At 65.6% G+C, this 25,358-nt stretch carries 17 protein-coding genes; 15 read left to right on the top strand and 2 right to left on the bottom strand.

What is annotated here, in order from left to right; all coding sequences use genetic code 11:
- The first annotated feature begins 1 nt into the window (after position 1).
- From recG to AC5P68_RS01535, 12 genes are all read left to right on the top strand, one after another.
- A complete protein-coding gene (gene recG, locus AC5P68_RS01590) occupies positions 2–2,113 on the top strand; it encodes an ATP-dependent DNA helicase RecG (protein WP_414497935.1) in 2,112 nt (703 codons plus the stop codon).
- 383 nt (positions 2,114–2,496) lie between these two features.
- Positions 2,497–3,435, top strand: coding sequence for a nucleoside hydrolase (locus AC5P68_RS01585; RefSeq protein WP_021203710.1), 939 nt, complete (start codon positions 2,497–2,499; stop codon positions 3,433–3,435).
- Positions 3,436–3,523: 88 nt separating this feature from the next.
- Positions 3,524–3,766, top strand: a complete 243-nt coding sequence (locus AC5P68_RS01580; RefSeq protein WP_005410871.1) for a type B 50S ribosomal protein L31 — start codon at positions 3,524–3,526, stop codon at positions 3,764–3,766.
- A gap of 296 nt (positions 3,767–4,062) precedes the next feature.
- Positions 4,063–5,340, top strand: coding sequence for a citrate synthase (locus AC5P68_RS01575; RefSeq protein WP_033834945.1), 1,278 nt, complete (start codon positions 4,063–4,065; stop codon positions 5,338–5,340).
- Between the two features lie 292 nt (positions 5,341–5,632).
- Positions 5,633–6,703, top strand: coding sequence for a hypothetical protein (locus AC5P68_RS01570; RefSeq protein ID WP_231522114.1), 1,071 nt, complete (start codon positions 5,633–5,635; stop codon positions 6,701–6,703).
- A 428-nt stretch (positions 6,704–7,131) separates the two neighbouring features.
- Positions 7,132–7,497 (top strand): NirD/YgiW/YdeI family stress tolerance protein, encoded by a 366-nt coding sequence (locus AC5P68_RS01565; protein WP_033834960.1) that lies wholly within the window; start codon positions 7,132–7,134, stop codon positions 7,495–7,497.
- Between the two features lie 340 nt (positions 7,498–7,837).
- Positions 7,838–8,344: a CS1 type fimbrial major subunit gene (locus AC5P68_RS01560; RefSeq protein ID WP_049453695.1), complete on the top strand. Its 507-nt coding sequence runs from the start codon at positions 7,838–7,840 to the stop codon at positions 8,342–8,344.
- A gap of 51 nt (positions 8,345–8,395) precedes the next feature.
- Positions 8,396–11,119, top strand: a complete 2,724-nt coding sequence (locus AC5P68_RS01555; RefSeq protein WP_049432662.1) for a TcfC E-set like domain-containing protein — start codon at positions 8,396–8,398, stop codon at positions 11,117–11,119.
- A 20-nt stretch (positions 11,120–11,139) separates the two neighbouring features.
- A complete protein-coding gene (locus AC5P68_RS01550; protein ID WP_080354666.1) occupies positions 11,140–12,249 on the top strand; it encodes a CblD like pilus biogenesis initiator family protein in 1,110 nt (369 codons plus the stop codon).
- Between the two features lie 18 nt (positions 12,250–12,267).
- Entirely contained in the window at positions 12,268–12,975 is a 708-nt protein-coding gene (locus AC5P68_RS01545; protein WP_049432667.1) for a pilus assembly protein, read from the top strand.
- Between the two features lie 64 nt (positions 12,976–13,039).
- A complete protein-coding gene (locus AC5P68_RS01540) occupies positions 13,040–18,160 on the top strand; it encodes an ESPR-type extended signal peptide-containing protein (RefSeq protein ID WP_231522112.1) in 5,121 nt (1,706 codons plus the stop codon).
- Positions 18,161–18,229: 69 nt separating this feature from the next.
- Entirely contained in the window at positions 18,230–18,973 is a 744-nt protein-coding gene (locus tag AC5P68_RS01535; protein WP_049432669.1) for a hypothetical protein, read from the top strand.
- Between the two features lie 176 nt (positions 18,974–19,149).
- On the opposite strand, the gene AC5P68_RS01530 is transcribed toward AC5P68_RS01535, so the two are convergent.
- Positions 19,150–19,794 (bottom strand): hypothetical protein, encoded by a 645-nt coding sequence (locus tag AC5P68_RS01530; RefSeq protein ID WP_010484059.1) that lies wholly within the window; start codon positions 19,792–19,794, stop codon positions 19,150–19,152.
- Between the two features lie 328 nt (positions 19,795–20,122).
- Positions 20,123–22,546: a penicillin-binding protein 1A gene (locus AC5P68_RS01525; protein ID WP_231522111.1), complete on the bottom strand. Its 2,424-nt coding sequence runs from the start codon at positions 22,544–22,546 to the stop codon at positions 20,123–20,125.
- A gap of 219 nt (positions 22,547–22,765) precedes the next feature.
- Between AC5P68_RS01525 and AC5P68_RS01520 the strand changes: the two genes are divergently transcribed.
- From AC5P68_RS01520 to AC5P68_RS01510, 3 genes are read left to right on the top strand one after another with little or no spacing between them, the layout of a single operon-like run.
- Complete coding sequence (locus AC5P68_RS01520; protein WP_010484061.1) at positions 22,766–23,824, top strand: pilus assembly protein PilM; 1,059 nt, start codon at positions 22,766–22,768, stop codon at positions 23,822–23,824.
- Complete coding sequence (locus AC5P68_RS01515) at positions 23,824–24,702, top strand: PilN domain-containing protein (protein ID WP_049453328.1); 879 nt, start codon at positions 23,824–23,826, stop codon at positions 24,700–24,702. The genes AC5P68_RS01520 and AC5P68_RS01515 overlap by 1 nt, the downstream gene beginning before the upstream one ends.
- Positions 24,699–25,355, top strand: coding sequence for a type IV pilus inner membrane component PilO (locus tag AC5P68_RS01510; protein ID WP_005410857.1), 657 nt, complete (start codon positions 24,699–24,701; stop codon positions 25,353–25,355). The genes AC5P68_RS01515 and AC5P68_RS01510 overlap by 4 nt, the downstream gene beginning before the upstream one ends.
- The last annotated feature ends 3 nt before the right edge of the window (positions 25,356–25,358 follow it).

The raw sequence follows: 25,358 nt of genomic DNA, 5'->3' as shown, positions 1-25,358 counted from the left end.
CGTGGCACGCAAGGCGGCGGTCACCCCGGTCCTGTCACCGTCCGGCGAAGCATCCCTGGCGATGCTCGCGGGCGTCGGTCCGGCCGTGGCCGCCAAACTGCAGGCGCGTGGCCTGGCTACCCTGCAGGATCTCTGGCTTCATCTGCCGCTGCGCTATGAAGACCGGACCCGGCTGACCCGCATTGAAGACCTGCGCAACGGCGTACCGGCGCAGGTGGAAGGGCGGGTGGTCGCGGTCGAGCGCGGCATGCGCTACCGGCCGATGCTGAAAGTGGCGGTGGAAGACGAAGGGCGGGGCACTTTGGTGCTGCGCTTCTTCCACTTCCGCCAGCAGCAGGTCGGCCACTTCGCGGTCGGCAACCGGCTGCGCTGCTTCGGCACGCCCAAACCGGGCCAGCTCGGCCTGGAAATCGTCCACCCCAGCTACCAGGTGCTGGGCCGTAACGACGATCCCGAACTCGGCGACCGCCTCGACCCGGTGTATCCCACCGTCGAAGGCGTCGGTCCGATGACCATGCGCAAGCTGATCGGCCAGGCGCTGGACCGCCTGCCCGAGGAAAGCGCGCTGGAACTGCTGCCCAGCGGCTGGCTCGATGGCCTCGGCCTGCCGTCACTGCGCAGCGCGCTGCTGACCGTGCACCGGCCGCCACCAGATGCCGATCTGGCCGCGCTGGCCGCCGGCACCCACCCGGCGCAGCGCCGCCTGGCGATGGAAGAGCTGCTGGCCCACCACCTCAGCCTGCGTCGCCAGCGCATCGCGTTGCAGGCGCACCATGCGCCGCCGCTGGCCGGCCCCGGCAAACTGGCCAAGGCGCTGCTGAAGCAGCTGCCGTTCGCCCTGACCGGCGCACAGGCGCGCGTGTTCAAGCAGATCCGCGAGGACCTCGCGCGGCCCAGCCCGATGCTGCGGCTGGTGCAGGGCGACGTCGGTTCCGGCAAGACCGTGGTCGCCGCGCTGGCGGCGATGCTGGCGGTGGAGCAGGGCAAGCAGGTTGCATTGGCTGCGCCCACCGAACTGCTGGCCGAACAGCATCTCAACAACCTGCGCGGCTGGCTGGAACCGCTCGGCGTGCGCATCGCCTGGCTGGCCGGCAAGGTCACCGGCAAGGCGCGCGCCAAGGTGATGGAGCAGGTCGCCAGCGGCGAAGCGCAGGTGGTGGTGGGTACCCACGCGCTGATGCAGGAGGCGGTGGTGTTCCAGGATCTCGCCCTGGCCATCGTCGACGAGCAGCATCGCTTCGGCGTGCACCAGCGGCTGGCGCTGCGCGACAAGGGCGCAGGCGGCAACAGCGTGCCGCACCAGCTGGTGATGACCGCAACACCGATTCCGCGCACGCTGGCGATGTCCGAATACGCCGACCTGGATGTCTCGGCCATCGACGAACTGCCGCCGGGCCGCACCCCGGTGCAGACCGTCGCATTGAACAACGATCGTCGCCCGGAGCTGATCGAGCGCATCGCCCTGGCCTGCCAGGAAGGGCGGCAGGTGTACTGGGTGTGCACGCTCATCGAGGAAAGCGAAGAGCTGGACGCTACGCCCGCGCAGGCCACCTACGAATCGCTGCAGGCGCTGCTGCCCGGCGTACGCGTGGGGCTGGTGCATGGCCGCCTGAAAGCTGCGGAAAAGCTGGCCACGATGGTGGCGTTCAAGGCCGGGAAGATCGACCTGCTGGTGGCGACCACCGTCATCGAAGTGGGCGTGGACGTACCGAACGCCTCGTTGATGGTGATCGAGAACGCCGAACGCCTCGGCCTGGCCCAGCTGCACCAGCTGCGCGGCCGTGTTGGCCGCGGTTCGGCGGTGTCGCGCTGCGTGCTGCTGTACCAGGCACCGCTCTCGCAGATGGCACGCGAGCGCCTGCAGACCATGCGCGAAACCAACGATGGTTTCGTCATTGCCGAAAAGGATCTGGAACTGCGCGGCCCCGGCGAACTGCTCGGCACCCGCCAGACCGGCCAGGCCGGTTTCCGCATCGCCGACCTGGCCCGCGATGCCGGCCTGCTGCCCGGCGTGCACGACCTGGCCGAGCGCCTGCTGGCCCAGCAACCCACGCTGGCCGACCGCGTGGTGCAGCGCTGGATCGGCACCGCCGTGCGTTACGCCTCGGCGTAGCGCCACCTTGATGGGTGTGGACCTTGGTCCACGCATCCACGCGTGGCGTGGATCTACTCCATGTTCATCCACGCATTGCATGGATGTGTCGACCAAGGTCGACACCCACCAACAGCCGCGGAAATCTGTCGAAGGCGGGGTGGATCCGGTTGCGGGGGCGTGAGCCGCATGGATGCGGCGACCGAGCTACATGGACGTACTTGCAGCGTCCCCCGCAACCGGATCCGCCCCGCCATCCCCCAGGAAACCAGCTTTTGCCGTTGATTCGGCGTTTGCCGTTGATTCGGCGGGTGCAGGGCGCAGCCCTGCCGAACCCCAACCCCCATACTTGCAACGGTCATCATCCCGGTCCACACTTCGTTGCCGATCTGAAGACGGCAACGATGACCCACAAGATCCCGCTGTTGATCGACACCGACCCCGGTGTGGACGACGCCCTGGCCCTGCTGATGGCCTTCGCCGATGAACGGCACGACGTGGTCGCCCTGACCATCGCCGCCGGCAATGTCGGCCTCGAATACACCGTCCGCAACGCCCTCAAGCTCTGCGACATCGTCGGCCGCGCCGACGTGCCGGTGTTTGCCGGCAGCCCGGATCCGCTGCTGCATCCCTCCGTTGACGCTGCCCACGTGCATGGCCGTGACGGCTACGGCGACGTGGACCTGCCGCCGCCGAGCCGCCAGGCTGAAGCCGAACACGCCGCACTGGCCATCCTGCGCCTGTCGCACGAGCACGCCGGCGAACTGATGCTGGTGATGCTGGGCCCGCTGACCAACCTTGCCCTGGCACTGAAGCTGGACCCGACCCTGCCCGAGCGCATCAAGCGCATCGTGGTGATGGGCGGCGCGGTCACCTGCCACGGCAACATCACCCCGGCGGCCGAATTCAACATTGCGTTCGACCCGGAAGCGGCGCACGTGGTGTTCACCTCGTTCAAGCACCTGCTGGTGTCGGACTGGGAGGCCACTGTCGCCCATGGCCTGCCGCTGCAGGACGCCGAGAAGTGGCTGCAGGCCGATTCCGATCGCGCCCGCTTCTACGAACTGATCTCGCGCAAGACCCGTGGCCTGTCCGAAGACAGCAAGGGCGGGCGCTGGTACACCGCCGATGCGGTGGCCATGGCCTGGGCGCTGAACCCGGAAGGGCAGCTGCGGGTCGAGTCGCGCCCGCTGAACGTGGAGCTGAACGGCACGTTCAGCCGCGGCGCCACCATCGTCGATTGGAACCGCCAGACCGGCCAGCCGGACAACTGCGATCTGCTGATGGCCTACGACCAGCAGCGTTTCGAGGCCCTGGTGCGCCAGGCCCTGGGTGCGGACTGACGTCGATTGACCGGCACCGGTTGCCCCGGGCGGCAACCGGTGCTTATAATGCCGCTCTTGACCACCAGCCCATTTACGGTGTGAGCCCATGAAGGCCGATATCCATCCGAACTACCGCGACGTCGTCTTCCATGACGTCACCTCCGATTTCAAGATCCTGACCCGCTCGACCATGGCGACGAAGGAAACCATCCAGTGGGAAGACGGCAACGAATACCCGCTGGTCAAGGTTGAAATTTCCTCGGCTTCGCACCCGTTCTACACGGGCAAGCACAAGGTCATCGACACCTCGGGCCGTATCGACAAGTTCCAGAAGCGCTACGCGCGCTGATCTGTCGATCCAGCTTCGAACCAACGGCCGCGCTCTGCGCGGCCGTTTGTTTTTCCCCAACGCCAACCCAACGGGCGTTTGGATGGACGGAACACTGCGTTCGTGTGACAACGCTTTTGCCGATCCGGGCCGCTCAACGGCCGGTGTCTGGCTGCCTGTCGTATACGACTTCTGTCTAGCGCCGGGCAAATGCTGCTGTGCGATAATGACCTGATCCCCGGCACAGGCCGAGGACGTCATTCACGTGCCTGACCAATGCGCTTGGGCAGGCGCCTTCCCATGAAGGAGCGCACACAGTGTCCGATCTTGATCAGGTCACGCTCAACGCCGGCGACAAGTCGGTCGTTCTGCCCGTCATCAAACCCACCCTTGGCAACGACTGCGTCGACATCGCGAAGCTGACCAAGGAAACGGGGTTCTTCACCTACGATTCCGGCTTCACCGCGACGGCCAGCTGCAAGTCCGCCATCACCTACATCGACGGCGACAAGGGCGTGCTGCTGTACCGCGGCTACCCGATCGAACAGCTGTCGGAAAAGTCGAGCTACGTCGAAGTGGCCTACCTGCTGATCAACGGCGAGCGCCCGAGCGCCGAGCAGCTGAAGGCCTTCACCGATGAGCTGACCGCCGAAGCCAACGTCGATGAGTCGATCAACACCCTGATCGGCAGCTTCGCCAAGGATGCCCATCCGATGGCGATCCTGGCCGCTGCAATCGCGCAGCTGTCGGCCATCTACCACGACTCGCTGGACCTGTCCGACGCCGAACAGCGCCGCCAGGCCGCCGTGCGCCTGATCGCCAAGGTGCCGACCCTGTCGGCGCTGATCTACCGCCACGGCAAGGGCCTGCCGGCCAACAAGCCGGACACCTCGCTGGACTACGTCAGCCGCTTCCTGAAGCAGACCTTCGAGTCGGCTGACGGCCAGTACGACCTGAACCCGGACGTGGTCAAGGCGCTGGACCTGCTGTTCATCCTGCACGCCGACCACGAGCAGAACGCCTCGACCTCGACCGTGCGCCTGGTCGGTTCGACCGGTGCCAACCCGTACGCGTCGGTCGCCGCTGGCGTCACCGCGCTGTGGGGTCCGGCCCACGGCGGTGCCAACGAAGCCGTGCTGAAGATGCTGGAAGAGATCGGCACTGCCGACAACGTCGAGTCCGCCGTGGTCAAGGCCAAGGACAAGACCTCCGGCTTCCGCCTGATGGGCTTCGGCCACCGCGTCTACAAGAACTTCGACCCGCGCGCCAAGGTCATCGGCGAGATGACCAGCAAGGTGCTCAAGCAGCTGGGCGTGCAGGATCCGCTGCTGGACGTGGCCGTGAAGCTGGAACAGGCCGCCCTGCAGGACGAGTACTTCGTCGCCCGCAAGCTGTACCCGAACGTCGATTTCTACAGCGGCATCATCTACAAGGCGCTGCAGATCCCGACCGAAATGTTCACCGTCATGTTCGCCCTGGGCCGTACCTCCGGCTGGGTCTCGCATTGGCTGGAACAGCAGGTTGATCCGGAAATGAAGATCGGCCGTCCGCGCCAGGTCTACACCGGTAGCGACGTGCGCGACTACCAGGGCTGATCGCCCCGCGTGAGTTGTGAGAAGAACGCCCCGCATCCGCGGGGCGTTTTTTTGGGGCGGACCTGGTAGGTGCGGACCGTTGGTCCGCACGATTTCGGCGCCCGCGAAAAATCATCCACGCATGGCGCGGATCTACCGCCGCACCCGCCTTCGGTAGGTGCCAACCTTGGTTGGCACGCGCTTCATCGCGCCAAGACCGCGTGATTCAAGGGTCTCGCCAGCTTCACAAGCGCTCGCGCAGCCTCAGGACGCCAGCTGCATCCGCAGCACCTGAAATGGAGCGTCCATCCCGATGAATACCCGATTCGACCCACCCGAGCGCGGACCGCTCGGCCCTGACGTCGCCGCCGTCGTCACCGCCCCGATCGTCGCCCCTCCCAGCGAAAGCGCCGTTTCCTGGGGCGCGATCTTCGCTGGCGCCACCGCTGCCGCTGCACTCTCCCTCATCCTGCTGATCCTCGGTGTTGGCCTCGGCCTGTCGTCGGTGTCGCCATGGTCGTTCGAAGGCGTCAGCAAAGAGACCTTCGGCTGGTCCAGCATCACCTGGCTCACCTTCACCGCACTGGCCGCCTCCGGCCTGGGCGGCTACCTGGCTGGCCGCCTGCGCACCAAATGGACGCAGATCCATGGCGATGAAACCTATTTCCGCGATACCGCGCACGGCTTCGTGTCGTGGGCCGTGGCCACGCTGCTGACTGCGGGCCTGCTGACCTCGGCCATCGGCGGCGTGCTGGGCGCCGGTGCAAAGGTGGCGGGTGCCACTGCGGGCGCTGCCGCATCCACGGCCGGCGTTGCCGCCGCAGGTGCCGGTAGCGCTGCCGGCGCGGCTCCGGAAGGCGACCTCAACTACTGGGTCGATTCACTGTTCCGCAGCGCGACCAGCGCAAGGCCGTCTGATCCGACAGCGCCGCCGCCGGGTGCGCCGATGGATCCGAATGCTCCCTCGCCGCCGCCGCCGGCCGCTAGTGTCGGCCCGCGCGACGCGCGCATGGGTCCGCCGCCACGCCCGATGCCGGGCAACGGCCCGGTGGGCGACCGCCGCGAAGTCCGCGCCGAAGTGAACCGCATCATCGTCAACAGCCTGCAGGGCGAGGGCCTGGACCCGGCCGACAGCCAGTACCTCTCGCAGCTGATCGCGCGCGAGACCGGCATGAGCCCGGCCGAAGCGCAGGCCCGTGTGACCGATGTGCAGACGCGCATGCGTGCCGCGCTGGAGAAGGCAAAGACCACCGCCAAGCAGGCGGCCGACGATGCCCGCAAGGCCGCAGCGTATGCCGCGCTGTGGCTGTTCATCACCCTGCTGATCGGCGCGTTCTTCGCCAGCCTCAGCGCCACCTGGGGCGGCCGCCGCCGCGACCTTTGAACGAGGAGACCTGAGATGAAAATGATTCTGCTCTGGCTGTTGGGCGTGCCGATTCCGCTGCTGATCCTGTACGCAATCTTCTTCTGAGATTGCATCGTTGAGTGGGACCCGTCAGGCCGCCGCACGGCGGCCTGATGCCATCCCGTCGTGCGTGAGCATGTGTCTGCAGCGTCGAGTCCTGCTCGACGCTACAAAAGCAAGACGCGGCAGCTGAACTACGACTCCGCATACCGGCTCGGCGAACACCCCAGCGCACGCCGGAAGGCCGCAGAAAATGCGCTCGGAATCATTCCTGAAAGACGTGTCGGGTCCACGATGAATGGTTTCTGACATTGGATGTCGTTTTCACATCTTTTCGGAGTTATTGCATGGGCGCCACAGTCGAGACGAAGGAAGCTGTGGGCACCTATCCCTGCATGGACAACACCATGAACCGACGACTCACCCTTGCGCTCATCGCCACCACGTTGAGCCTGCTCAGCGCTGGGGCCTTTGCCCAGTACACCGGCCCGGGCGCCACCCATGCCGTCACCACGGTTGCCGAGGCGCGCGCCCAGCGTGACGATCAGCCGGTGGTGCTGCGGGGCACGCTGGTGGCCAGGATCGGCCACGAGCGCTACCGCTTCAAGGACGCCACCGGTGAGATCGATGTGGAAATCGACGACAAGGATCTGCCCAGCCACCAGGCCGTCAGCGCGACCACCGTGGTGGAGCTGCACGGTGAGGTGGATACGCACCGCTTCAAGCCCATCGACATTGATGTGGAGTACGTCGCCGTGGTGCCTGCGCATTGAAGGTCGTTCGCGATTTCTACACGTAGCGTCGAGCCGTGCTCGACTCATGCGCACACGGTGCGCCTCAAGCGACAGTCGAGTATCGCTCGACGCCACAAATGCAACGCAATGAGGTTTCTTGCATTCAAGTCGTGAGGAAATTTGCATAATCCTCAAACATTGAAAGCCCTCAAGAATTCTTCTTAACGTCCAGCTCTTTAGGAATCGTTGCATGGCCTGCGTGCGGTAGGCCTACCTACCATTCTCTCGTCGCCCGTGACCACCTCCACGGGCGGCGCCTCCCTCCCTTTCTCCTTGGGGAGGGGGGCTTTCAAATTCCCCCTGTCCGAGAGAGACACACATGCACGCCATTCTGAAGAAGGCCACGCTCGCTGCAGCGCTGGCCACCGTTTCGCTGTCCGCCAACGCGTTCGACGCCGACATCAAGGTCTGGGCCAACGTCGACCCGACCCTGGCCCTGCTGAAGGCCGATGGCACCGCGCTGGACTCCGTCGTGAACCTGGTCCACAACCCGGTTAGCGGCCTGGTGCCCTGGACCCAGCAGGTGCGCATCTACTCCAACGACGAAGACAAGGACATCGAAGTGCGCGTCGGCAGCGCCCCGCAGCTGCTCAATACCGATGGCAGCGGCGCCCCGGTACCACTGACCGTCAGCCTCAACGGCAAGGCGCTCACCGTGGCCGCACAGGACTTCACCGCCTCCGACCTGTTCGACGGCGCGCTGCCGGGCGCATCGATCCCGATGCCGCTGCGCATTGCGCAGACCACCCAGGCGCCGATCGCCAAGGGCGGTACCTACGAAGGCATCGTCACCATCGCCATGCAGCAGAAGACCGCCAGCCCGTAAGGCGCCCGCGCCGGCCCGCATCCCGGGCCGGCCGCTTCCGGTAACACCCCCATGAAATTTCCCGCACCCGCCGTCACCCGGCTGGCGGTCGCGCTCGCCCTGTCGTTGGCCACGCCCTTGGTCGCGGCGCGCGGCGTTCCCGCCGGTTTCGAGGATCTGGTCGAAGGCCAGACCGAACAACTCGAGGTACGCCTGTTCGGCCGTTCAACCGGGCTGGTGCCGGTGCGCGTGACCCTGGAGCACGTGCAGCTGGAAGCACCGGCGGAGGCACTGCAGGCATTGCAGCTGCCCGCCGAGGCACAGGCCGCGTTGTTGCCCGCGCTGTCGCAGCCGCTGCCACGCAACAGCCATCTGGCCTGCCGTTACGGTGGCGCCAGCGCCGGCTGCGGTTACATCGATCCCCCCGAGGAGCCCACCGCCGTGCGCGCGCTGTATGACGAAGGCGAGGGCGCGGTGCGCCTGTTCGTCGCCCGCCAATGGATTCCCGGCGAACCGGCCGCCGAGCGCTACCACCAGGTCAGCGCCAATGCCGAAAATGCCTTCCTGCACCAGCACACGCTCAACGTCAGCGGCGGCCGCGGCTACCAGTCGCTGGCCGCGCAGGGCATGGGCGCGCTGGGCGTGTTGCAGCGCGGGCACCTGTCTGCCGATTGGACCTTCAGCCAGCAGCACTATCGCGGCGGCCGCGCCAACCGCGACTTCCAGCTGGACAACGCCTATTACCGCCATGACCTGGGGCAGCAGCACTACCTGCAGGCCGGGCGCATGGACCGCCGCAACCTGAGCAGTCCGCAGGGCGGCACCTTCAGCTTCAGCATGCTGCCGATGGACCGCTTCCAGGGCCTGCGCCTGGGCACCACGCAGGCCTACGTGGATTCGGCGGCCGCCGTACAAGCCACGCCGCTCACCGTGCTGCTGGCACGCGATGCACGGGTGGATGCGTTCGATGGCGAGCGCCTGCTGCAGACCTTCTACCTGCAGGCCGGTATCAACCAGCTCGATACGCGCCGGTTTCCGCTGGGCAACTACACCGTCACCCTGCGCATCTACGAAGACGGCGTACTGGTGCGCAGCGAGGACGCGCCATTCGACAAGGGCGGTGACTGGACCGACAGCAGCGTGCAGTGGTTCATGCAGGGCGGCCGCCGTAACGAGCGCCGCAGCGACCGTTTCAACGACGAGCTGGCAGCGATGGCCGGCCTGCGCGTGCCGATGTCGCGCAACGTGGCAGTGACGGCCGGTGTCGCCGACCTCGGCGGCTTCAGCTATGGCGAACTGCGGCTGGACCTGCGCCATGTGTTCGCCACCCAGGAGATCCGCGGCACCTTCAGCGGTATGCACGGCAGCGACGGCAGCCGTGGCCAGCAGCACCAGCTGTCCTACCGTCGCCGCGCCTCGTGGAATGTGTACCACCAGCGCATGCGCGGTCGCGCGTGCCAGTTCGAGGACGACGCGCGCGACCGTCTGGGCTGTGCCGACTCGCTCAGCGCCTCGATGGCGCTGCCAGTGGCTGGCGGCAATGCCTATCTGGCCTACACCCGTCGCCAGACTTGGCGCGCAGGCACCGTGCAGCCGGGGCTGGGGGATGATCCACTGGCCGGGCTGGACCCGCTGTTGCCGCCGTGGATTCCACAGCCCACGCGCGTGCCGCAGCTCAGCCGCACCTGGCAGGCCAGCTACAGCCGCAGCCAGCGCTGGGGCGAGTTCAGTGTCTCCAGCCGCATCGGCGTGTGGCAGCAGGCCAGTGGCGGCGGCCTGCGCGATGGACGCGATCGCGGCATCTATTTCAACTTCAGCCTCAACCGCCTGCAGCGCGGCGACCACGGCAGTTCGCAGCGTCGCTACGGCCTGGATGTGCGCCAGCCGCAGCACGCACGTCCGGACGTCAACTACAGCGCCGGCCAGACCCTGCGCCAGGAATACGAAGACCAGTACCGCGAAGTGTCCGGCGAACTGCGTGGCAACAACAACGAACGCTACAGCGCCACGCTCAGCGGGCAGCTGCAGAACCGCATCGGCCAGACCGGTGCCACGGTATCGCGCTACCAGCACCAGGGTGGCAATGAAGTGGCGTACAGCGCTACGCACAGTTCCGGCCTGGCCATCGGCTCGCGTGGGCTGTACTGGGGCGCAGGCGTGGGCGCCGATGCCGGGCTGGCGGTGCAGGTGGATGGCACCGACGACCTGGACCTGACCGGCGTTGCCGCCGAACTGCAGGTGGGCGGACTGCGCCGGCAGCGGCTGAAGCTGGGCGAACGTCGCCTGCTGCCGATTTCCGCCTACCAATCGCACCGCGCCGAGGTGCAGGACGCCAGCGCACTGGACAGCATCGCCGCCGTGCGCGTGAGCGGTGTGGGCGGGGCGCGCCCGCTGTTCCTCTCGCCTGGGCGCCTGGTGCGCATGCCGGTGCCGATTGAAGTGACCTACACCTTCATCGGCAACGCCCACGACATCGCCGGCGCACCGCTGCGCGGCGCCCGCATTCTCAACGCGCCGGTGCCCGGCACCGGCAGCAATGGAGGCTTCGTGGCCGACTTCCCACGACGCGAAAAGACCCTGTACCTGCTGCAGGACGACCGGCTGCTGCACTGCCCGCTGCAGGTGCGCGAGCGCCGCAGCGTGGTGATGCTGGTGGGCACCGTGCAGTGCGAACCGCTGGCCGTGGCGCAGCTGCCGCCCGATATCCACCATCAGGCACGGGTGACGCGACTGCTGCAGGAGCAGGCGTTGATTGCCGCCACGCCGCAGACCGCGGCCGCAGGAGGTGCGCAGTGAGCCGCAGGCTGTGGTGGGTGATGGTGGTGCTGTGTGCGCTGGTGGTGCTGGCGCCGCGGGCGATGGCGCAGCGGCCGCCGGAAACGCATCCGACGAGTGAGCATCGCGACATCGTGATGAGCTGGGATCGCTCTGCGATGCCTGGGGATATCGAGTTGTGGGCGGCAGATACATTGCTCGCCTACCAATCAACAGGCGGACTCCCCTACGCAAAATCCCATCTTGTCTGCTCGTCGGCTAGCGAATCATCCAACGGCAAGTGCCCTGTGCTCGGCTCAGAGGCGAGCTTGCATGGCGCCGGAGAAATATGGATTCAGGCAATCGAAACCAGATCAGGCCTGCGAGAGGAAATCCGGGCAATCGGTAGCCGACGCCGCCCCATGACCGGGCAGGCCTGCTCGTCCGACTATTGGGCACCTGTAATCAGGCCTCTTTGGGCTGCGGACATCGATGTTTGCGGGAGAGACCAGTCGGCCGGCATTGGAGCGAGTCTCCGAGTCCCTGTCTCTGAGTTGAATCGGCTCGTAGCAGGAAAATGGCGTGCACAGCTGGTGCTTGGCATGTACAGCGAAATCGCGGGTGCGTTGCTGGCTGAATACACCTTTGCATTCGAGTTCTCCATCACCGACCACAACGCGGTCTCCATCTACTTCCCGCTGTTCGACCAGGTCACCCCGCACGTCGGCCTGAACCTGCAGTACGACCCGATCGCCCAGACCGTGGGAGGGCGAACCCAACTCGACATGTGCCTGTACGACGGACTGGGCTCGCAGAGCCAGTACCTGGGCGTCACCGTGCGCGACAGCGGGCCGCGTCCTCCGGGGCCTTCCGGCTATTCGGTCTGGCATACCGACGGCGGCAGCGACGCCACGCAGCGCGTGGACTACACCGTCACCCTCGATCACAACGGCAGCGCTTTGCCCATGCGCAACGGCGTGGAGCAGCTGCTGCATGGCGTCGATACCGCAAAGCTGCGCCTGGTGCTGTTGCCCGGCATGACGCAGCCGGTGTTCTGCGTGCCCACGCCACTGACGCTGGATACCCCCCGCGTGCCGGTCAGCAGCAAACGCCCCGGCTACTACGACGGCGACCTGAAGGTGGAACTGCGCGTTCCCACTGTCACGCCCTGATTCCCATGGAGCCCCCCGATGAAGCCTTTCATTCGCTGCCTGCTTCCCTTGTCGCTGCTGATGGCGATGCCTGTCCACGCCAATCTCACCGTGCACCCCATGCGCACGTCGGTAGACGTGAAGAAGGGTGCGCAGATTCGTATCTATTCGCAGTCCACCCAGCCGCAGTACGTGCAGGCCTCGATCAAGCGCATCGTCAATCCCGCCGGCGCAGATGAGCAGGAGGTTGAGGTTGAGCCCGGCGAAGCGGCCATCGCCATCACCCCCGGCAAGTTCGCGCTGGCCGGTGGCGGCAATCGCCTGATCCGGGTGATTCCGCTGCAGCCGGTCGAGAAGGAAACCGCCTACCGCGTGTACTTCGAAGGTGTGCGTGGCCCTGAAGGGATTGAGCACGCAGGCGAGGGTGAGCGTGCACAGGCCAACATCGGCGTCAGCCTGGTCTGGGGGGCGCTGGTCAATGTGCTGCCCGCGCAGCCAGCCATGGCGGTACAGGTGGAAGGCAATCGCCTGCGCAACACCGGCACGGTGCGCGTGGGCATCACCAGCATCGCCGACTGCGATGGCGCGCGCTGCACCGCGCACGATGTGTCGCGAAGCCTGTACCCCGGCAGTGCGTTGGAGCTGCCGTTCCCCGTGCAGCCGGGACACACGTTGCAGATGCGTTACCGGCTGACCCGCGATGGCTATCGCGAGCACGTACAGACCCTGGCGCCCAGCGCCGGTTGATTCCCCAGCCCCGCCAGCGGGTGCTGGCGGGCTTTCACTTGAACTGGCTGTTAAGGAGTAAGCAATGAACCGTATCTACAGACGTGTGTGGAATCGAACCCGCCAATGCTGGGTTGTCGCCAGCGAACTGGCGTCGACCGCAGGTAAGCCGCGGTCAACGGCTGCGGGCGCAGTGTTGCTTGGGCTTGTTCTTGCGGTTCCCTCTGCGGAAGCCAGCGACATCATCGCGGCTGATGAGTGCGATGAGTCCATCTGGCAGGCGCTTTGCCTGAACGCGGGGGGGCGCGCAGGATCCTCTTCCGCATACTCGCTGTTCTCAGCTACGCCACGTGCGGGCATCAATGCGCTGGAACTTGGCTATCAAGCGAAAGCCAATGGCTATGGCAGTTCGGCCGTGGGTCCGGAAGCGAAGTCCGAAAACTTCTACTCCGCTGCGTTCGGCTGGAGGGCGCTTGCCGGTGCATCCTACAGTGTTGCCGCGGGTGCCAACGCTCAGGCGACCGAGTCCTTCGCCATAGCGATGGGCAGGGATTCAAAGGCATCCGCCATGAGTGCAGTTGCTATTGGTGGTCAGGCCGCCGCCAGTGGACGATCATCGGTCGCACTTGGAAGTTCTGCAGTTGCCTCAGCCGAGACCGCACACGCGCTTGGCTACCTCAGCCAAGCAACCTCACAGTACGCGACCGCGGTGGGGGCCGTCTCCAAGGCATTCGGTGCATACTCAATCGCAGTGGGCAACCACGCGACGGCCATTGGCGATGACGCCATCGCAATTGGACGAAGCGCAAGGACCGTGGACAGTTCCGCTGGCATCTCGCGAATTGCCATCGGTGGTGGAGCGTTTGCCGGGACAGGTGGCTACACGGGAGCCATCGCTATTGGCGGTTCTGCCAGTTCGGAGTACGACGGGATTTCAGTGGGCTACGGTGCGAAAGCAACAGTCTCCGGAAGCATCGCGTTGGGATCTCATTCACTGGCCAACGAGGCCAATTCCATCTCTGTTGGCAATGGTTCGATCAAGCGGCGCATCGTGAATCTGGCCGACGCACGACTGTCGACAACCAGTACTGATGCGGTAACGGGCAAGCAGCTCAATGCCACCAACGGTAATGTGGCCAGTGCTCAGGCCGCAGCCGACGCTGCAAGGGCGACGGCCAATACGGCCAATACCAATGCCAATACAGCGTTGGCCAAGGCCAATGCGGTCAGCGGCCTGGTCAGCCAGGTCTCGGCCAGTGGCAACGTGCGCCTGGGCGGCGAGAACACTGGCACCGTGCTGGATGTCCGCAACAAGTCCAACGCTGTTCGCAGCATCACCGGCCTGAAGGATGGGGCGCTTTCTACATCCAGCACTGAGGCCGTGACGGGTAAGCAACTCAATGCAACCAACGCCAATGTCAGCAAGGCGCAGGCAGCAGCCGACGCAACGGCTGCACGGCTGAATGCCATTGCGGTGGCACTGGGCGCGGGAGCTGTCGCGGAGCAGGCCAGCTACGGCATCAGTACGGCGCTGGGCAACAACGCCAAAGCCTACAACGGCAAGAGCGTCGCCATGGGCGCAGACGCTCGCGCGACGGTGGATGACGCGGGTAACAAGATCAGTGGCAACGCGGGTGTGTCCATCGGTGCTGGAACCCGCAGTGGCAACGGTGCGGTGGCACTTGGACTGGACGCTGTGGCAACGGGTGATCGTGGTATTGCCGTCGGTCATGAGGCATCCGGCAAAGGCACGCACGCAATGGCACTAGGCTTCCAGAGCAACGCGTCGGCCAACCAGGCCACGGCCGTTGGGCGCGGGGCCGTAGCCAGCAGCCTGTATGCCTCGGCACTGGGCAATCAGGCCACTGCCACGGCGCAGAGCGCATTGGCCCTCGGTGATCGCGCCAGTGCGACACATGCGGGCGCGGTTGCGCTGGGCAATGGCTCAGCCACGACTGCAACCAATCAGGTCTCGGTGGGCAACGGCTCGTTGAAGCGCAAGGTGGTGAACGTGGCGGACGGCGCCTTGAGTACGTCCAGCAGTGAAGCGGTGACCGGCAAGCAGCTGCATGCCACCAACACTAGCGTGGCTGCTGTGAAGGCGACCGCAGACGGTGCGCAGGCGCGGCTGGCGGTACTGGATGGCCTGGTGGGGCAGGTGTCGGCAACCGGCAACATGCGCCTGGGCGCCGACAACACCGGCACCGTCATCGACGTGGCTAACAAGACCGGGGCCAAGCGCAAGCTGCAGAATCTGGCCAATGGCGTGCTCAGTACGTCCAGCACGGATGCAGTGACCGGGCAGCAGCTCAATGCCACCAATAGCGAAGTGACCAGCGTGCGCACGGCGGCAACCGCGGCGAAGACGGCGGCCGACGCTGCCCGTGGCGTAGCCGACGGCGCTGTTCTGAAGGCTGATGCCTTGGGCGGACTGGTGGGCCAGGTGTCTGCCAGTGGCAACGTGCGCCTGGGTGCGGAGAACACTGGGACTATCGTGGATGTTGCGAACAAGAGCGGTGGCAAGCGGCGCATCTACAACATCGCCAACGGCACGCTGAGTACGGGCAGCACGGATGCGGTGACCGGACAGCAGCTGTTTGCGACCAATGCCACGGTGGAGACACAGCGACAGGATTTGGCTGGGCATGCGCAGCAGCTGGCGGATCAGGATGGGCGTATCACCGACAACCGGGTCGAGTTGGATACGCTGCGTGCGGACTTCGATAACTTCGATCCGGATCTGGATGGTGTGGTGAAGTTCAGTGCTGATCGTCTTCTGGTGGATATGGAGGGTGCCCGCGTATCCGGTGTGGCGGCGGGTGATATCAGCTCTTCGGCCAGTACGGATGCGGTGAATGGCGGGCAGCTGTTTGCGACCAACTCTCGGATAGGAGCGCTTGAGTTGAAGGATCGCTTGGTTGACTTCGGCAAGGAGCTTGGAGCTATGGAGGCAGAATCCGGGCTGTTTGGCGTCGCCCTTGGAAATGGTGCGCAGGCGTCGCTCCGTACAGAGGGGGGAACTGCAGTTGGCAGCTACTCCACTGCATTGGGCAAAAATTCGGTTGCATTAGGTCGTGGCTCGCTAGTCGAGGAAATTGCTGAAGCGGGTTTCGCGTTGGGTGCTGGCGCTTCAGTTGCTCAGGACCACGGCGTCGCCTTGGGGTCATACTCAGAGGTGAGGGCTGGTGCGTTTAACTCGGTTGCACTAGGTGCAAATTCGATCGCCGAGGAGGAGCGAGTGGTATCCATAGGGAGCTCAACCCTGAAGCGCAGGCTTACGAATGTTGCGCGGGGTACCTCCGGTGACAACGCCGCAACCATCGCGCAGTTGAGCGAGTCTGTCTCTGCCCTCGGTGGAGGTGCCGGTGTCGATTCAAATGGTAGCGTTGTAGCCCCTGTCTATGGCATGCAGGGCGGAACTCAGAATAACGTCGGGGACGCTTTGGCCGTCCTGGACGGCGCGGTGGTCAGAGCTGATGGCCGCGTAGAGAACATCGAAAGCCAGTTGCGTGCGACGTTCCAACAATCATCCTCGACCGGGGTGGATGGAGTTGGTCAGCTGAATCTGGCCGGTGCGCAAGGCATGGTTCTTTCGAATCTGGCCGATGGACGCATTGCTGCAGGCAGCCGTGATGCGGTGACTGGCAATCAGCTGCATGCCACGGAGCAGAAGATCGAGCGCAACAGACGCGACCTTGATGCAATGCAGCGCGATTGGAGCTCGGATCAGAAGAATCTTCTGACTGAGACTAGCGATGGAAACCTCATCGATTTCGGCGGCGCACGCCTGACCGGTGTTGCCGATGCGCACCTCTCCGCTGATAGTTCGGATGTGGTGCGTGGGAGCCAGCTTTACAGCACGAACCTACGACTGAGCTCCATTGAAGAAATGGGCAGCAACTTCGCATTTGGCTGGATCCCTGAGGATTGGCAGTATCCAGCTCAAGCAGGCCCAGCTGGGTTGGCGATTGGCAAGAACGCAAAGGCATCATTGCATTCAGAAGGCGGCGTGGCTGTAGGTGCATGGGCAACGGCCCAAGGAAAAAATTCGGTGGCATTGGGGCGCGCGTCCTACGTCCATGAGCAAGCAGAAGATGGCTTCGCTGTGGGTGGCAGGACCCAAGTGGCTGCTAGAGGGGGCATCGCTCTCGGTGCAGGGAGTGAGGTCCGTTCTAATGCCAGCAATTCGGTTGCCATCGGCTATCAATCTATCGCCGATGATGCAGACACTGTGTCCTTCGGCAATGACTGGCTGAAGCGCCGTCTCACGGGCGTAGCCAACGGCCGCAACGCCAACGACGCAGCCACCATCGGCCAGCTCCGCGGCGCCCTGTCCACCCTCGGCGGCAACATCGACGCCAACGGCAACGTCACCACCCCCGGCTTCACCGTCCAGGGCCAGCACCAGAACACCGTCAACGACGCTCTCACCACGCTGGACTCCGCCGTAGTCACCACCGGCTCCCGCATGGACCGCGTCGAAACCCAGCTCCGCTCGGTCTTCCAGGAAACCCTGTCCACCCGCAGCGACGGCACCGCCCAGCTCACCCTGGCGGGCGCCAACGGCATGGTCATCTCCAACGTGGCCAACGGCCTGATCGCGGCCGGCAGCCGCGAGGCGGTCAACGGTGGCCAGCTACACGCCGTGCAGCAGCAGCTCAATGGCCGCATGGATGGTCTGGAGCAGCGCGTAGATGGCCAGCCGCAGTCGCGTGCGCTGGCTACGGCTTCGGCCGCGCCCACCGAACAGGTCACGCCGACGCCGGAAGCCAGCGATTCGCCGCAGGTGGCCTCGGCAGGCGAGGGCACTTCGCCTACGCCGCAGCCGAAGTCGAAGCAGGACGACACGCCGTCGCCCACGCCGCAGGTCGATACCGCTGAACTGGAGAAGATGCTGGCCCGCGCCAACGAGTACACCGATGGCGCCATCAGCAACTTCGAGCGTCGCCTGGACAAGATGGACAAACGCTTCAACCGCATGGCCGCGATGAGCAGTGCGCAGACGGCCATGGCCATGAACACCGCCGGCCTGGCCACCTACAACCGTCTCGGCGCGGGCGTGGGCTATGCCGAGGGTGAGTCCGCCATGGCGGTGGGCTACCAGCGCGTGCTCAACGAAAAGGGCTCGGCCACCTTCAGCCTCAATGGTGCGTTCACCAACAGCGGTGAACGCAGCATGGGCGTGGGTGTGGGCATCGGCTGGTAAGCGATGGAGCCCCGGCGTGACGCGCGTAATCCACCCCGTCGCGCCGGGGTCCTGGCCAAGGAGATGGCAATGTACAGATGGGTAAGCGGCTTCATCAGCTATCGCACGTTCTATATCTGGCGGGCGCGCTATCGCTACTACACACGGAACCTGGATCTGTGGACGCTGATGAGCGGTCTGTGCATCGTCGGTCTACTGCTGGTCCTGTGGTACATGTGGCAGATGCTGGGCGTGCCGCCGCCGCGCATACATCCGGATACAGCGGCGCTGCGCATCGAGGGCGTCACCCACGAGGCGATCCATCGCATCGTGCTGGTGCGCCACGCTGGCAGCACGCGGGGGGCCGAGTTCACCACGCCGGAGGACGTGCGGGCGAGTACGCTGCGCACGATGCGGGTGCGGCAGGTGATGGACAGCGAGGTGGTGTGGCGTCTGAAGGCCGACATGCTGGCGGACATTGCTGACTACATCAACGTCACAGGCGGGTGCTTCCCCTACGACTGCCGGCAGATTCGGGATCGGTTGGATCCCGTGCGCAAGGCCGCTGTGGAGAATGCGCAGATCAACGCCTCACTGGCGACGATCCTGGACGTGCCGCTGGACCAGATGCCGCTCTTGAAGGGCGGCGAGCGTGAGCGGGTGAAGAGTGGGTGGTCGGATACGTTCAACGACGTCTACTTTCAGGCCGGCTTGCTGCGGGACCTGCAGGCCATGCATGCGCAGATGATGCGGGAGTATCCGCAGCGGGCCCCCGCGCCCTGGTTGCCGCGGTTGCTCAGCGACCCGCTGCGCGATACCCGTTTCGTCTGGTAGCGGGAGCATGATGGGCGCCATCTGCCAGAGCAGGTAGCGCAGCTTTTGTAGAGTCGAGCCGCGCTCGACTGCTCTTCGGCCAGCAATCGATTGCCTGAAGCACGGTGCGGACCAACGGTCCGCACCCACCAAAGGCAGGTACTGCTGCGCTCGCCGGCCATGGGCCGGCGCTGCCGTCATCCGCCGATGTACGCGGTGATCTCGGCCTCGGCCAGCACCTGCCGCAACTGCGCGACAGACGCGCGCCGCATCGGCTTTTCGTCCACCGGCGACAACGGTGCCTGACGCAGGGCGTCGTACGGCAGCACGGCCAGGTCGAAGGTCAGTTCCTCGGCACTGAACACCCACACCGGCACGTCCAGGCAGCGTTCGCGGTCCATGCGCAGGCGGCGCGTCCGTGATTCGGCGGGAATGCCGTGCTCGTCCAGGAAGCGGTGCACGGCTTCCGGGTCGTCGCTGTGCAGGTGCAGCTGCACGGGGCTGTTGGCGTCGGCGGTGCCGTCCAGCACTGGGCCAGCCAGGCGCGGGGAGAAGCCGTGCAGGAACTCCAGCGCACGCATGGCGGCCTCGCGGCGGCGCTGCAGTTCGTTGCCGTGTTGGGGGCCGGAGAACAGCCGCTGGTACTCGCGCAGGGCGTCTTCGATCTCGGTGTTGCGGGGCAGGGAGGCATCGTCGTGGATGCCGAGCCGGCTGGCGGCCTTCAACTTGGCCTGGTGGTAGTCGCGGATGCCGCCTTCGGCCATCAGGCGGGCGGCTTCGTGGGCGAGGCGGTGGCGACGCTCGCGGGTCTGGCTGGCAGCATGCTGACGGGCGCGATGCATGCGATGACTCCCTGTTGCGACCTGGCTACAGAGTAGCGCAGGGATGTGACATCTGCGTGGGTATGGCGCAGAGATGCCAACCAACGGTTGGCACCCACCAACGCTTTGGTAGGTGCCGACCTTGGTCGGCACGGGGCGCCAACCAAGGTTGGCGGCTACCAGAGCAGCGCGGGACCGTGCCCGGCGGATGCATTGGTGCCAACCAAGGTTGGCACCCACCGACGCTTTGGTAGGTGCCGACCTTGGTCGGCACGAGGCGCCAACCAAGGTTGGTAGCTACCGGAGCCGCATCGGTGCCAACCAAGGTTGGCACCCACCTGATCCTTCCTCAGAAGATATCGAACGCGGCGGCGTCGGCCTGCGGCGTATTGAGGTTCAGGTCGTAGTCGGTCAGGCGGTCCATGTCTTCCACCTTCACCCACTCGGTCGCGCCGTTGAGGGTGGCCTGGACCATGCCGCTGGGCGGTTCGTTCTGCGCAATCGGGGTGTCCTTCAGCGCGGTGCGCATGTAGTCGATCCAGATCGGCAGGGCGGCCTTGCCACCGTATTCGCGGTAGCCCAGCGAGCGGAAGTCGTCGCGGCCCACCCACACGGTGGTCACGTACGGGCCGCCGAAGCCGGAGAACCAGGCATCGCGGTGGTCGTTGGTGGAGCCGGTCTTGCCGCCCACGTCCTCGCGGCCGAGCACCTTGGCCTGGGCGCCGGTACCGCGCTGGACCACGTCGCGCATCATCGACACCAGCTGGTAGGCGGTGCGGGCGTCGATCGCGCGCGGGGCGGTGCGGGCATCGGGGTTGACCGGCGCGGCCGGGGTCTCGGCCTTGGCTTCGGCCTTGGCCGCAGCCGCCGGGTCCACCTTCGGGGCCGGGGCGCCGAAGTTGAAGCCGTCCACCACCTGGTTGACCGGCTGGTCGCTGCTGCCGGCGCAGTCGCGGCAGGCCATCGCCGGGTTTTCCTTGAACACCAGGTTGCCGTCGCGGTCGTTCACCTGGTCGATCAGCCAGGTGTCCACGCGCGAGCCGCCGTTGGCGAACACGGCGTAGCCACGGGCCACCGACAGCGGGGTGAGCGAGGCGGTACCCAGCGACATCGACAGGTTCGGCGGCAGTTCCGATTCGGCGAAACCAAATTCGCTGATGTACTTGCGCGCGTAGTCCACGCCCATGCCATCGAGCAGACGCACTGAGACCAGGTTGCGCGACTGCACCAGCGCTTCGCGCAGGCGCATCGGGCCGCGGAAACCGCCGCCGTCGTTCTGCGGGGCCCAGGTCTTGCCGCGGCGGTCGCGGAACACGACCGGGGCGTCGAGCACGATCGAGGCCGGGTTGTAGCCCTTGTCGAAGGCCGCGGCGTAGATGAAGGGCTTGAAGCTCGAACCCGGCTGGCGGCGGGCCTGGGTGGCACGGTTGAACTTGTTGCCGGAGAAGCTGAAACCGCCAACCAGCGCCTTCAGTGCACCGCTGTGGGCATCCAGCGAGACCAGCGCGGACTGGCCGCGCGGGATCTGGTCCAGCAGCCACTCACCTTCCTTGGCACCGGCACGCACGCGCACGATGTCACCGCGCTGCACCAGCTTGCCCGGGGTCTTGTTGGTCCACTTGGCGGCACCGGCCGGCAGCACGATCTCGCTGCGGTTGGCCAGTACCACGGTGGCGCTGCCATCGGCACCGGTGCTGGCAACGATGGCCGGCAGCAGGCCGGCCTGGCCGTACAGGCCACGCAGGTGCTCGGCCAGGGCGGCGGCGTCTTCGCCGGCACCCACCTGCACCTGCTTCTCCACGCCGTGCCAGCCGTGGCGGTGGTCGTACAGCAGCAGGCCGTCGCGCACCGACTGGTTGGCGGCGGTCTGCAGGGTGGAGTCGATGGTGGTGGTGACGTGGTAACCCTTGTTGACCACATCCCCGCCGAAGCGGGCGATCATTTCCTGGCGCACCAGTTCGGCCACGTACGGCGCGTCGACCTGCACCGGCGGCTCATGGGCGGTGGCGTGCATCGGCACGGCCTTGGCCGCGTCGGCTTCGGCCTGGCTGACGAACTTCAGGTCCGCCATGCGCTGCAGCACGTAATTGTCGCGGCGCTGGCGGGCGCGCTCCGGATTGGAGATCGGATTGCCCGAGGACGGGAACTTGGGGATGCCGGCCAGCGAGGCCATCTCGTCCAGGTCCAGCTCGTTCAGCTTCTTGCCGTAATAGAACTCGGCGGCGGCGGCCACGCCGTAGGCACGATTGCCGAAGAAACTCTTGTTCAGGTACAGCTCGAAGATCTCGTCCTTGCTCAGCTCGGACTCGATCTTCCGCGCCAGCAGGATCTCGGCCAGCTTGCGGGTGTAGCTGTACTCAGAGCTGAGGAAGAACTGGCGGGCCACCTGCTGGGTGATGGTGGAGCCACCCGGCACGCGCTTGTCGTTGGTGGTGGCCAGCAGCCACACCGCACGGCCGATGCCCATGTAGTCCACGCCGCCGTGCTCGTAGAAGCGGGCGTCCTCGGTGGCCAGGAAGGCCTGCTTCAGGCGCTCGGGAACGTCCTTCATGGTGATCGGGGTACGCCGGGTCTCGCCGAACACCGCCATCAGCTTGCCGTCGGCGGCATAGACGTACATCGGCTCCTGCATTTCCACGTCGCGCAGGGTCTGCACGTCGGGAAGCTTGGAGGACACGGCGTAGTACAGACCGCCCACGGCGGCCGCGCCGATCAGCGCCAGGACCAGGACAATCAGGAAGATCCAGCGCAGCCAGCGGCGGAGTCGAGTCATCGGGTTCAGATTCCGATTGCGAATTTCGTGGTCGCAGAGTATAGATTACGCAAGGTGGCGGCTGGGGTCGGCACCGGGGAGCGCAAGGGGAACAGTCAGGGGCTGCATGGTGAATCCGTGAGGGACTTCACAGCAGGGCCGTTGCCATTTGCTAAGAATACGTTATTAATGCTCGGGCGCAGGTCTTGCGTCCAAGTGCCCGTCGGCAGGGGAGAAACCGTGGGGCTCATCCCAAAAAGTCAGTCGCCGCTTGTAGGCGTCGACATCAGTTCGACTGCGGTAAAGCTTTTGCAGCTGTCCCGCAGTGGCAACCGTTTTCGTGTGGAACATTACGCCGTGGAACCTCTTCCGCCGAACGCGGTGGTGGAGAAGAACATCGTGGAAGTGGAGGCCGTGGGTGAGGCCATCCGCCGTGCGATGAACCGCTCGGGGAGCAAGGCCAAGCTGGCCGCTGCCGCCGTCGCCGGTTCGGCGGTGATCACCAAGGTGATCCCGATGCCGGCCGAGCTCGACGAGAACGACATGGAAGCCCAGATCGAGCTGGAAGCGGTCAACTACATTCCGTACCCGATCGAGGAAGTGAACCTGGACTTCGAGGTGATCGGGGCGATCCCGAACAACCCGGAGATGGTCCAGGTGCTGCTGGCCGCGTCGCGTTCGGAGAACGTGGAACTGCGCCAGTCGGCATTGGAGCTGGGGGGCCTGCAGGCCAAGGTGATGGACGTGGAGGCCTTCGCGGTCGAGAACGCCTATGCCCTGGTGGCCAGCGAGCTGCCGGTGTCCATCGAGGGCGTGGTCGCGCTGGTCGATATCGGCGCCACCATGACCACCCTCAACGTCTTGCGCGGCGGCCGCAGCCTGTACAGCCGCGAACAGGTGTTCGGTGGCAAGCAGCTGACCGACGAGATCATGCGCCGTTACGGCCTGAGCTACGAGGAGGCCGGCCTGGCCAAGCGCCAGGGCGGGCTGCCGGAAAGCTACGAGATGGAAGTGCTGGAGCCGTTCAAGGAAGCTACGGTCCAGCAGATCAGCCGCCTGCTGCAGTTCTTCTATGCAGGCAGTGAGTTCAACCGCGTTGATCACATCGTGCTGGCCGGCGGCTGCGCCGTGCTGGGTGGCCTGCCGGAGATGGTCGAGGAACAGCTGGGCGTGCCGACCGTGGTCGCCAATCCGCTGGCACAGATGACCCTGGGCCCGAAGGTGAACGCACATGCGCTGGCCCAGGATGCCCCCGCGCTGATGATCGCCACCGGTCTGGCGCTGAGGAGCTTCGACTGATGGCACGCATCAATCTATTGCCCTGGCGCGCCGAGCGGCGCAAGCAACGCCAGCGCGAGTTCTACGCAATGCTGGGCATGGCCGCAATCGGTGGCCTGCTGCTGTCGCTGCTGATCTGGTTCTATTACGACCGGCAGGTGAGCGGCCAGATGGACCGCAATGCCTATCTGGAAGCCGAGATCGAGAAGGTCAAGGAACAGAACAAGGAGATCGATCGCCTCGATGCGCAGAAGGACCGCCTGCTGGCCCGCAAGAAGGTGATCGAGGAACTGCAGGCCAAGCGCTCGCAGATGGTCCACCTGTTCGACGCGTTGGTGCGCACGATTCCCGACGGCGTGGTGCTGACCGCCCTGCAGCAGGAGGGGGACATGCTCACCCTCGAGGGACGCACCCAGTCCAATGCCCGCGTGTCGGCTTACATGCGCAACCTGGAAACCTCCGGCTGGATGACCAACCCGGAGCTGTCGATCATCCAGGCCAGCGCCGGAGACAAGAGTGCAGCCGGCCCGGTATCGGACATCAAGGCGCTGCCGTACATGTTCAAGGTCACGGTGAAGCTGCCTGCGCAGAGTGAAGAGACCGGCACCCCCGGTTTGAACGCCGATGGTTCGGTGGCAACGCCGGCTCCGCCCGCAGTGGCCCCGCTTGCCGCCGGCCCGGATGCAGCGGCGCCTGCTGCACCGGCCGCAGGCCAGCCCGCTGCTGCTCCGGCTGCACCCGCCCCCGCCGCCGCTCCGGTCAACGCACCTGCTGCCACCCCGGCCGCGCCGAACCAGCCGGCAGCCCCGGCTGCCAAGCCTGCGCCGAAGCCCGAGGGCAGCCGCCTGGCGCAGCCGCCGCAGGCCTTCAACGCCCCGCTGCAGGGGGATCGCGCATGAGCCAGAAAATCGATCTGAAGAACCTGGATTTCAACGACATCGGCAACTGGCCGCAGAAGGCCAAGATCGTCTTCTGCTCGCTGTTGGCGCTGGTGATCATGTTCGTTGCGTGGATGCTGCTGATCAGTGGCAAGCGCGATGAACTGGCCAGCCTGGAATCGAAGGAAAGCGATCTGCGTACCGAGTTCTCCAAGCAGCAGGAACGCGCGGTGAACCTGGGGCCGCTGAAGCAGCAGCTGGCGCAGATGGAGCAGGTGCTGCAGCAGATGCTGCGGCAGCTGCCCAGCAAGACCGAAATGCCGGACCTGATCATCGACATTTCGCAGACTGCGCTGTCCAGCGGCCTGACCAGCCAGCTGTTCGAACCGGAACAGGAGCAGGTCAAGGAGTTCTACGCCGAGAAGCCGATCAAGCTGAAGATGGTGGGCAGCTACCACCAGTTCGGTGCGTTCGTCAGTGGCGTGGCCTCGCTGCCGCGCGTGGTGATCCTGACCATGCACGACATCAACCTGAAGCCGGCGGACAAGGCCGGCGGTGGTTCGCGTGCCGGTGCGCTGGAATTGTCCGGCACGGTCAAGACCTACCGGTATCTCGACGAGACCGAGGTGCAGGAACAGCAGAAGGCTGAAGCCGGCAAGGAGGGCAGCAAGTGATCC

The organism is Stenotrophomonas sp. YJH_SMC_58 (assembly GCF_059369635.1).
This window is presented reverse-complemented; position numbering and strand designations above follow the sequence as displayed.

Excerpts from the sequence above, each read along its gene's own strand:
- AC5P68_RS01545 (WP_049432667.1), top strand. The coding sequence starts at position 12,268 with ATGAAGCCTTTCATTCGCTGCCTGCTTCCCTTGTCGCTGCTGATGGCG.
- AC5P68_RS01580 (WP_005410871.1), top strand. The coding sequence starts at position 3,524 with ATGAAGGCCGATATCCATCCGAACTACCGCGACGTCGTCTTCCATGAC.
- AC5P68_RS01570 (WP_231522114.1), top strand. The coding sequence starts at position 5,633 with ATGAATACCCGATTCGACCCACCCGAGCGCGGACCGCTCGGCCCTGAC.
- AC5P68_RS01515 (WP_049453328.1), top strand. The coding sequence starts at position 23,824 with ATGGCACGCATCAATCTATTGCCCTGGCGCGCCGAGCGGCGCAAGCAA.
- AC5P68_RS01565 (WP_033834960.1), top strand. The coding sequence starts at position 7,132 with ATGAACCGACGACTCACCCTTGCGCTCATCGCCACCACGTTGAGCCTG.
- AC5P68_RS01555 (WP_049432662.1), top strand. The coding sequence starts at position 8,396 with ATGAAATTTCCCGCACCCGCCGTCACCCGGCTGGCGGTCGCGCTCGCC.
- AC5P68_RS01560 (WP_049453695.1), top strand. The coding sequence starts at position 7,838 with ATGCACGCCATTCTGAAGAAGGCCACGCTCGCTGCAGCGCTGGCCACC.
- AC5P68_RS01525 (WP_231522111.1), bottom strand. The coding sequence starts at position 22,546 with ATGACTCGACTCCGCCGCTGGCTGCGCTGGATCTTCCTGATTGTCCTG.
- AC5P68_RS01535 (WP_049432669.1), top strand. The coding sequence starts at position 18,230 with ATGTACAGATGGGTAAGCGGCTTCATCAGCTATCGCACGTTCTATATC.
- AC5P68_RS01585 (WP_021203710.1), top strand. The coding sequence starts at position 2,497 with ATGACCCACAAGATCCCGCTGTTGATCGACACCGACCCCGGTGTGGAC.
- AC5P68_RS01550 (WP_080354666.1), top strand. The coding sequence starts at position 11,140 with ATGGTGGTGCTGTGTGCGCTGGTGGTGCTGGCGCCGCGGGCGATGGCG.
- AC5P68_RS01510 (WP_005410857.1), top strand. The coding sequence starts at position 24,699 with ATGAGCCAGAAAATCGATCTGAAGAACCTGGATTTCAACGACATCGGC.
- AC5P68_RS01530 (WP_010484059.1), bottom strand. The coding sequence starts at position 19,794 with ATGCATCGCGCCCGTCAGCATGCTGCCAGCCAGACCCGCGAGCGTCGC.
- AC5P68_RS01540 (WP_231522112.1), top strand. The coding sequence starts at position 13,040 with ATGAACCGTATCTACAGACGTGTGTGGAATCGAACCCGCCAATGCTGG.